The sequence below is a fragment of the Streptomyces cucumeris genome (genome assembly GCF_024295805.1).
Classification (GTDB): domain Bacteria; phylum Actinomycetota; class Actinomycetes; order Streptomycetales; family Streptomycetaceae; genus Streptomyces; species Streptomyces cucumeris.
The window spans coordinates 87901-96458 of the sequence record NZ_JANCLX010000036.1; the positions used below are offsets into that span (position 1 = coordinate 87901).

General features: G+C 72.2%; 9 protein-coding genes. 7 read left to right on the forward strand and 2 right to left on the reverse strand.

What is annotated here, in order from left to right:
* Positions 1 to 66: 66 nt before the first annotated feature.
* From NMK44_RS35190 to NMK44_RS35200, 3 genes are all read left to right on the forward strand, one after another.
* On the forward strand, positions 67 to 2805 hold the full coding sequence (locus tag NMK44_RS35190) for a helix-turn-helix transcriptional regulator (protein ID WP_254750901.1): 2739 nt from the start codon (positions 67 to 69) through the stop codon (positions 2803 to 2805).
* Between the two features lie 146 nt (positions 2806 to 2951).
* Entirely contained in the window at positions 2952 to 3113 is a 162-nt protein-coding gene (locus tag NMK44_RS35195) for a hypothetical protein (protein WP_254750881.1), read from the forward strand.
* Between the two features lie 293 nt (positions 3114 to 3406).
* The gene (locus tag NMK44_RS35200; protein WP_254750883.1) at positions 3407 to 3883 is read left to right on the forward strand and encodes a class I SAM-dependent methyltransferase; all 477 of its coding nucleotides are present in this window, start codon (positions 3407 to 3409) and stop codon (positions 3881 to 3883) included.
* A 20-nt stretch (positions 3884 to 3903) separates the two neighbouring features.
* On the opposite strand, the gene NMK44_RS35205 is transcribed toward NMK44_RS35200, so the two are convergent.
* Entirely contained in the window at positions 3904 to 4764 is an 861-nt protein-coding gene (locus NMK44_RS35205) for an RICIN domain-containing protein (RefSeq protein ID WP_254750885.1), read from the reverse strand.
* A 278-nt stretch (positions 4765 to 5042) separates the two neighbouring features.
* Between NMK44_RS35205 and NMK44_RS35210 the strand changes: the two genes are divergently transcribed.
* Positions 5043 to 5663, forward strand: a complete 621-nt coding sequence (locus NMK44_RS35210; protein ID WP_254750887.1) for a cyclodeaminase/cyclohydrolase family protein — start codon at positions 5043 to 5045, stop codon at positions 5661 to 5663.
* Positions 5664 to 5721: 58 nt separating this feature from the next.
* Here the strand turns inward: NMK44_RS35210 and NMK44_RS35215 are convergent, their stop codons facing one another.
* Complete coding sequence (locus NMK44_RS35215) at positions 5722 to 6969, reverse strand: DUF1266 domain-containing protein (RefSeq protein WP_254750889.1); 1248 nt, start codon at positions 6967 to 6969, stop codon at positions 5722 to 5724.
* A gap of 359 nt (positions 6970 to 7328) precedes the next feature.
* On the opposite strand from NMK44_RS35215, the gene NMK44_RS35220 reads away from it, so the two are divergent.
* From NMK44_RS35220 to NMK44_RS35230, 3 genes are all read left to right on the forward strand, one after another.
* On the forward strand, positions 7329 to 7718 hold the full coding sequence (locus NMK44_RS35220) for an SseB family protein (RefSeq protein ID WP_254750891.1): 390 nt from the start codon (positions 7329 to 7331) through the stop codon (positions 7716 to 7718).
* On the forward strand, positions 7715 to 8281 hold the full coding sequence (locus NMK44_RS35225) for a hypothetical protein (protein WP_254750893.1): 567 nt from the start codon (positions 7715 to 7717) through the stop codon (positions 8279 to 8281). Before NMK44_RS35220 ends, NMK44_RS35225 begins: the two co-directional genes overlap by 4 nt.
* The coding region (locus NMK44_RS35230) for a putative T7SS-secreted protein (protein WP_254744297.1) at positions 8278 to 8558 on the forward strand (281 nt) is incomplete at its 3' end. The genes NMK44_RS35225 and NMK44_RS35230, both read left to right, overlap by 4 nt.

Sequence of the window (8558 nt, forward strand, 5' to 3'; positions counted from 1 at the left end):
GACTGCACCTGTGGGACGCAGTCGGACGGTGTGCGGCAGGACGCGGGTTAGAGTCGGACGGTGACCATGGTCGGGCGGGAGAGCGAAAGCGCGGCCGTGCTCGGGTTGACCAGCGGTGTTCTGATCCTCACGGGCGAACCGGGCGCGGGCAAGAGCACACTGCTGCACCTCGCGGCGGAGCGGCACCGGGGCCGGGGCCGGGTACTGCGGATGACGGGCAGCGAGAGCGAGGTGGACCTGCCGTTCGCGGGGCTGCACCAGCTTCTGCGACCGGTGCTGGACGAGACGGCCTCGCTGCCCGCACGACAGCGGTCCGCACTGCTGGGCGCGATGGGGCTGATGGACACGGTCCCGGACGGCGCGCACCCGGCTGGCGCGGACCCGGAGGACCCCGGCACCGGACGTACCGGGGCCGGGGAATCCGCGGGGTCCGGACCGCCCGGCCGGCTGCTGCTCGGTGTGGCGCTCCTCGCCCTGCTCTCCGAACTCGCCCGCCGCTCACCCCTCCTCGTGGTCGTCGACGATGTGCAGTGGGTCGACACCGGCACACTGGAGACACTGGCCTTCGCCGCCCGCCGCATCCACGACGAACCCCTCGCGGTGCTCGCCGGGACCAGGAGCCCCACGGGCGACGGCACGGCCATGGGGGCCGGGGCCACGGCGCCGTTCGCCGGGTTCCCCACGCTTGCGCTGGCTCCGCTGGACACCGCCGCCGCGGGCCTCCTGCTGGACCGGCAGCCGCACCCGCCCACCGGCGGCCGCCGGTTGCGCATCCTCGACCAGGCCGCGGGCAATCCCCTGGCCCTGGTCGAACTGGCCCGTGCGTACGGCGCCTGCGGTACGGACACCGCCGACGAGGAGCTGCTGCCGCCCACCGACCGGCTGCTGCGGCTCTTCGCGGCCGACCTCGACGCGCTCCCCGACGCCACCCGGCGGGCACTCCTCCTGGTCGCGGCGGACGACCGGGCCGTACCGGGCCGGATCGAGGAACTGGCCCCGGCCGAGGCCGCCGGGCTGCTGAAGATCACCGGCGGTGCGGGCGGGGGCCGACGGGCCCGGTTCCGCCATCCGCTGATCCGGTCCGCCGTCTACCACTCGGTACCGCTGGCCGACCGGCGCGCGGCGCACCGCGGGCTCGCCGCGTCGCTCACCGCGGAACCCGACCGCCGTGCCTGGCATCTGGCCGCCGCCGCGGAGGAGCCGGACGAGGAGATCGCGGCCGCGCTCGAGGGGGCCGCGGCCAGGGCCCTGGAGCGGGGTGGCCACACCGCGGCCGCCACCGCGCTGGAACGCGCCGCCGGACTGAGCCCCGGCGCGTACGACCGGGCCCGCCGTCTGGTGGGCGCGGCCGGTGCGGCGGCCTCCACCGGGCAGCCGGGCTGGGTGCGTCAGCTCGCCGCGGGCGCGGCGGCGCTCACCGACGATCCGGCCCTGGTGGCGGAGGCGTCGCTGCGGGTCGGGCAGGTGCTCACGCTGACCGCCGAGCACGACGGCGCGCTGTCCTCGCTGCTGCGGGCGGCGGAAGCCCCGGAGTTGCGCCGGATCGCGGTGGCCACGGCGTCCGTGGCCGGTTTCTACTCCGGCGACGAGGAACACCGGCTCGCGGTGCGGGCACGGGCCGACGGCGACCCGTGGACGCTCGCGGTGACCGACCCCACCGAGCACAGGGCCGAGCGGGTGGCCGCGCTGCCGCAACTCATGGAACGGGCGGGCGGGGACCCGGCCGTGCTCACCTCGCTCGGTGCCATGGCGTGGCTGCTGGACGAGACCGCACTCGCGGTACGGATCTTCGACGACGCGCTCCACCGCTGGCGGTTGCGCGGCGCGCTGCCCACCGGGCTGGGCTGTTCGGCCGGATGGGCCTATCTGGACCACGGACTCTGGGCGCAGGCCCGGCTCGCCGCCGCGAACAGCACGTCCGCCGGGACCGGGCTGCCGCACCTGGACGCCGCCGTACGGTCGCTGGACTCCGCCGTCCTGGCCCTCACCGGGCAGACCGCGGAGGCCCGCGACGGCGCCGGGGCGGCACTGTCCCTGATCGATCCGCACCGCAGCCGCGCGGTCGCGGTACGCGCGCGCTGGGCCCTGGGCATGGCGGCGGTGGCCGACGGCGACCAGATGAGCGCGTACGAACACTTCCGGCTGCTGTTCACGGCCGACGGCAACCCCGTCCACTACGCCTGTTCCCTCCCCGCGATCGCCGAACTGGCGGCGGCGGCCGTACGCACCGGCAACGGCGCCGAGGCCGCCGTCGTGGTGGAACGCACCGCCGAACGGGTCGCGGACGAGCCGTCACCGCGGCTGCGCATCCTCCTCCACCGCGCCCGTGCGCTGCTCGAACCGGACCGGGCCGAGCCGCACTTCGACACGGCCCTGAGTGACCCCGTCGGAGTCCAATGGCCCTTCGAACGCGCGCAGATCCTCCTGGACCACGCCGAGTGGCTGCGCCGCCGCCACCGCGTCACCGAGGCCCGCACCGGGCTGAACACCGCGCTGGAGATGTTCCGCCGCCTCGGCGCCCGTCCCTGGATCGACCGGGCCAACGCCGAACTGCGCGCCGCCGGGGTCGACTCCACCCCCACCGCACCGGACGCGCTCACCTCGCTGACCCCGCAGCAGCAGCACATCATCCGGCTGGCCGCGCAGGGGCTGAGCAACCGGGAGATCGGCGAGCGCCTCTTCCTCTCCCCGCGTACGGTCGGCTCCCACCTCTACCGGAGCTTCCCGAAGCTGGGTGTGACCGCCCGCTCCCAGCTTCGGGACCTGGTCGAGACATCGTCCGCCGTGGTCGGCTGCGGGGTGTAGCGAGCCACCCGCCGCCCTGGTGACGAGCGTCACACCATGCCGGACGCCGAACCCGCGTAATGGTTCCGCCGGGACCGGCTCTCCCCTCCATGAGGCACGCCCGGCCCTTCGGGTGGGCCCGTATCGCTTCGGGAGGGCCCCGGCTCATGAACGGTCACAACGGTCGTATGGACCAGCGGATGGCGCTGCTACTGCTGGCGGGCGGCGTCACCGTGTACATCGCCTTCGAGCACCCCTCGTTCGGGACCGCGCTCCTGGTCGGCGTGGGCGTGGTCACCCTGCTGCACCTGCTCCTCGACGGCCGCTGACCGGTGCCCCATCCGTCACGTGCGCATCAGGCGCGGCGTTTCGGCCATCGTGGCTCCGGGCCGATCCCGGTGAGGCAAGGGCGCGTGGCCGCTGCACCTCCCGTCGATCGCTCCGTCATGCCGATCGCACCTCGACTCAAATACATGTGTTCGATATCCGGCCCGGTTCGTTGACCATCCACGTCAGAGGAGGCCCTGCCTTGGGGTGTGTCGTACGGAGTGAATGGGATGAGCACTACGCCGGGGGCCGCGGATTCCGTCCCCTGAGCGACGCCGAGAGAGCCCTGCTCTCCGTGCACACGCCCCCACCGGACGGCGGCCGTGCGCTGGACGTCGGCTGTGGCACCGGGGAGCTGGCCGCCCATCTGGCGGAGCTCGGCTACCAGGTCGATGCCGTCGACTTCGCCCCCAGCGCGGTCCGGCGGGCCGCCGTGGAGCGCGCCGGGGCCGCGAACGTGCGCTGGCTGTACCGGGACATCGAGGGTGACGACCTGTCCGGGCTGAGTGACGACGGATACGACCTGATCACCTTGCGCCTGGTCTACGCCTTCCTCAAGGACCGCCTACGCACCCTGCGTACGCTCGCGGACCTGCTGCGTCCCGATGGCACACTCGTGGTGATCACACCCCGGGCAGAACGCACCCCGGCGGACCGGCGGGACATCGCCCTGGACGAGCACGAGATCGCTCAGCTCACCGCCGACTGGGCCGGCACCGCACACCAGCTGGCGGCGGACGACTTCGCAGTGCTGCTCCTCGGCGGCACGTAGTCGGCGGACGTCCGTCGGTGTCAGGCGGACGGTGCGGTGCGGGTCCACTGCTGGTTGGTGGAGGCCGCGCACTCCCACATCTGCAGCGGTGTCCCCGGGTCGCTGTATCCGTTGAACGCGTCGACACAGGTCCCGTGCTGGCGGATGGTGCCGTCGCCTTCGAGCCGCCACTGCTGGCGGTCCCCGCCACCGCACCCGGCGAGGACGACCGGTGCTCCCAGGGCGCCTTCCTCCCCCGTCGCCGTCACACAGGTGTCCCCGTACACCCGCAGCTCCCCCGCCTCCGTGTAGGTGAACGTCTGACCGCTCGAACCCGCGCAGGGCGCGAGGCGCAGCGGCATGCCCTCCTGGTGCGGCACATCGACACAGAGCCTCGACCGGACCCCGACGTACGCGTACGCGGCGACGCGGGGCGCACTGCTGTGGGTGGGTGTGGGGGACTTCGACGCCGTGGGTGCGGCCCGCCGGTGCGGCGCCTTCTTGGCCCGTGTGGCCGACGGACTCGGCGATTTCGACGGCCGGTGGCTGCTGGGCGAGGTGGTGGCCGCGGGAGCCGTGTCCCGCGGGAGGCTGGGCACCGATGTGGCGGCGCGGGTCGGCGAGGAGGAGGTGTTCGGTGTCTCCTCGTCCGGATAGAGGAGGACGGCGACGGTGGTGGTGGCCGCGACCAGGACCACGGCCACGATCCGCACCCGGCCGCCACGGCGGGGTTCCCGGTCTCCGGGACCCGCCGCCTGAGCGCGCCGTCGTCGTCCCGGGGTGCCGGAGGACCGTATCCGCTCCGGGTCGAACGCGGCCACCGCGTCGGGGTCGGGCTGGGACGGAGCCGACGGCAGGAAGACGGGGGACCCGGGAGCCGGTGCGGTACCGGATTCGAACACCGACCTCCCCTCGCATCCGGCGCCGCCGGAGCATGACGGGTCATCGCAGAATCGACACATCGTCATGGGTGGTGCCTCTTCTCGGTCTTGCGGTGTTGCCGGATTCGAGTGGCCTTTGTACCAGGTCAACCCCGCCGCGCCCAGTGCCGGTCCATGGATCGCCATACGCGGCCCGGCGCGGGTGGCCGCGGAAGCCCCGCCCCGGCGACTCGGCGTGGGAGGATTCGGGGGCGGATGGTGCACATGGGCTGTTTCCCTGACGGGAGGACGAAGGGTTCATGCGTGATCGGACGATCGACGACTTCCTGACCCGACTCGCCGCCCGGGTACCGGCGCCCGGCGGCGGAGCCGTCGCCGCACTGCACGCGGCGCAGGCCGCCGCGTTGGTCGGGAGGGTGGCCCGCCACAGCACGGGTGAGGGGTACGCCGAGCACCGGGACACCGTCGCCTGGGTGGCCACCGAGGCGGACCGGTTGCGCGAGGACGCACTGCGGCTGGCGCAGACCGACACCGCGGCCTTCACGGCGGTGGCCGAGGCCCACGAACTGCCCCAGGACACCGATGAGGCGCGGGCCGCGCGGGCGGTGGGGATCGCCCGGGCGCTGGCGGCCGCGGCCACACCACCGGCCGAGGTGATCGGGGTGGCGCAGGTGGTGGTGGAGCTGGCCGAGGAGCTGCTGCCGGTGGCCAACCGCACCGTCATCGGCGATGTGGCCGCCGCGGCGGAGGCCGCGCGGGCCGCGGCCACCACCGCCAGGGTCAAGGTCGAGATCAACCTCGGCGGGGTACGGGACGAGCTCGTCTACGGGGAGCTGACCGCGGCGGCGGCGCGGGTCCCCACCCTGGTGGCCCGTGCGGAACGGCTGACCGCCGCGGTACGCGAGCAGATCGCCGCGTGACATCCGTCGAGTACGCCGCGGCGGGCCACGGAAGACACCGGCGGTGCCCGGGAGCCCGTCAGGGCGTGCTGAACGGCACCGTCAGCCAGGGGCTGTCGGGGTCGGTGGTCAGCTCCCGGTGCGCGTCGAGGACGGTGGTGTACCAGGATCCGAAGTGCTCCTCGTCGAAGTGGAGGCACCGCCCGAGGATGTAACCGGCGGAGAACTCCTCCCACGAGCGATAGACGGTACGGGCCCGTGCGGACGCGCGCTCCAGCGCGGTGTGCGCCTCGGTCTCGGTGGCGTACCGCGCGCCCAGACCCCAGCGGGCCATCTTGGACGCGCGGCCGATGTCCCAGGCGGCGGCCGAGCGGACGATCCCGTCCGGCGGCAGCAGACCGTCCGCGCGGAAGCGGGCCTCGTACCGCAGGATCGTGCCCACCAGTTCCCTCGCCTCCGCCACCAGGCGCCTGAAGCGGGTGTCGTCGGTGGGGGTGCCGGTCTGCCGGGCACGGGCGTGCAGTGACGCCTCCACGGAGTCCCGCCAGTGGTCGGTGGAGCCGTTCGCGCCCCGGAGCGGCATGGTGCGCGCCTCCAGGACGTGGTTCCAGAAGGAGGAGCTCAACTCCCGCTCCAGAAGGTCTTCCTGGATCCGCAGCCAGTCCTCACGGCTGTGCACGCTCCAGTCCCGGGAGATCCGCTCCACCTCGCCCCGGTAGCCCATACCGTGCCAGTGCGCGGTGTTCCAGGCGTCCCCGTTGCGGAAGCACAGATGGGCACCGCACGCCAGCCCGTGCAGCAGCGGACCGGGGCCGGGGACCCTGGTGCGCCGGGTGATGACCCGGTCCATCAGGTCGTCCGGCGCGAAGAGCTCGGTGTGCAGGTCGAGCCAGACGTCCCGTTCATCGGCGTCGGTCAGGAAGTACTGTTCGCACGGGGTGGCCGCGTTGACCACGAGGACGTCCACGTGGTCGGGGACGATATGGGCCAGCATGCCGAGGGTGGCGTACTCGTAGACGAGGTACGGATGCGGCCGGGGCAGCACACCGGCGGTGTACACCTGCGCCACCACCCGGCCGTCGGAGGTGTCGACGGTCAGCATCGGATGCTCGCCCTCGGCCGCCTCGCGGGCGTGGTCGAGCCGGACCGGGTAGTACACCCCCTCGGTGGCGAGCGTGCGCAGATAGGCGTACCCGTTGTCCCGCCGGCTCAGCTTGTACAGGTGCTGTTCCAGATCGGTGGGTGCCTGCCAGCGGGCGGAGTCCTCCGGGGAGGGTATGGACGGGAAGAACTCGTCGTGGAGTTCGTCCTCGTTCACCACGTGCATGGGGTTCCTTTCCTCCGGTCCCGCCCCGAACCGGCTACTGCAAGATCGGTTCGTAGCGTAACGGGGAGCCGGGCCACGGCCCGCGCACGGGGCGCACGGCCGTCGTGGCACAGGACGCCGTGCGAAATACGCCACTCGGAAGTCGCTGCTGGGACCTTCGGGAACCGTACGGCGCGGACCGGCGTCGTGGTGGACGAGGCCGCTCCAAGAGCGTTCGGCCCGCGGTTGGCCGCTCTCGAGGAAGCCATGGTCAGAGGGCATGTTGTGGCAATCACAGAAGGGCCCATGGGTCCTCATGTGGGACGATGTCCGACAGGTGTTCTCGCGCCTGTGGCGTCGGAGTGATACGGGGGAAAGACATGTCGTTGCGCGATTTGGTGCGCGATGAGGCGATTGCCTCGATGTCTCGTTCGGAACGGTTGACAGCGGTGCGTTCGGTCCGGCTGTACTTCCAACGACCGGACGAGCCGGGCTTTTTGGTCTCCGAGACGCAGGAGGGCCCGGTTGTACCGGTCTTCACGTCCCTGGAGCGGCTCGCGCTGTTCGCAGGCGTCTGCGCATGGGCTTCGACGACGCTCGAGGACGTGCTGGAGCTGCTCCCGGAGGGAGTCCGTGCTCTGGTCGACCCGCTGGGCCCGAAGACGATGGTGCTGGACGCACGGTCACTGGACGACGTGGCCGACCTGGACAACGGGGGCGGCATGGGCGACGGCTCCGCCGCGCGGCAGGCATCGGAGGACGGCCGATGACCGACCACGACAAGGGGGGCGGTACGGCCGGGGACGGCCCGCAGCCGGGTGATGGCTACCGCGTGGAGATCGCTTCGGTGCGCAAGGTGCTGACCCCGCTGGAGGAGTCGGTCCTCGCCGCCGGGAAGATCAAGAAGGACTGGAAGAGCTTGGCGGAGACCATCGCCAACGCCGCCGAGTTCGACATCTACTCCTCCTCGGAGACGATGCTCCACTCCTGGGGCTTCGGCATGGGCCGGGTGCACGACCAGGCCCAGGTCGTGGTGCAGACGCTGCAACAGGTGCTCGCCGCCTACATGCTGGCCGACCTGCTGCGTATCAAGGACTTCGCCCCGACCGAGGACAACATCGCCAAACTCCCGTTCGGCAAGCACGGGATGGAGGCATGGAAGGACGGCTACCGCCCGAAGTTCGATCCGCCACCGGAGATCTACCAGGAGCCCTGGATGGACGACGACGGAACCACGGTCACCGGAGACGTCCCCGGTCCGGGGCGGTACCGCGTCGACGGTGACAATCCCGGCTGGGTGACCGAAGGCGGAGGAAAGGCGCCCATCGCATGACGCAGAAGGACGCCATGGAGGGTGGGGCGGCCGAGCGCATACCCGCTCATGCGCAGCCGTCGGATGTGATTCCTGGTTCGCCGGGGACGGTTGAGGCTCTGGCGGTCAAGCTTCGTGCGTATGCGGGGGCGTTCAAGGACGGTGAGGACAAGCTCAGCGATCTGTCCTTGATGAACTGGACGGGTGCGGCGAATGAGGGTTTCAAGACCGCCACCAGCAAACTGCCGCAGCATCTGGAGGCGGCGCAGAAGTACTTCACCTCGGCTGCTGGTGCGCT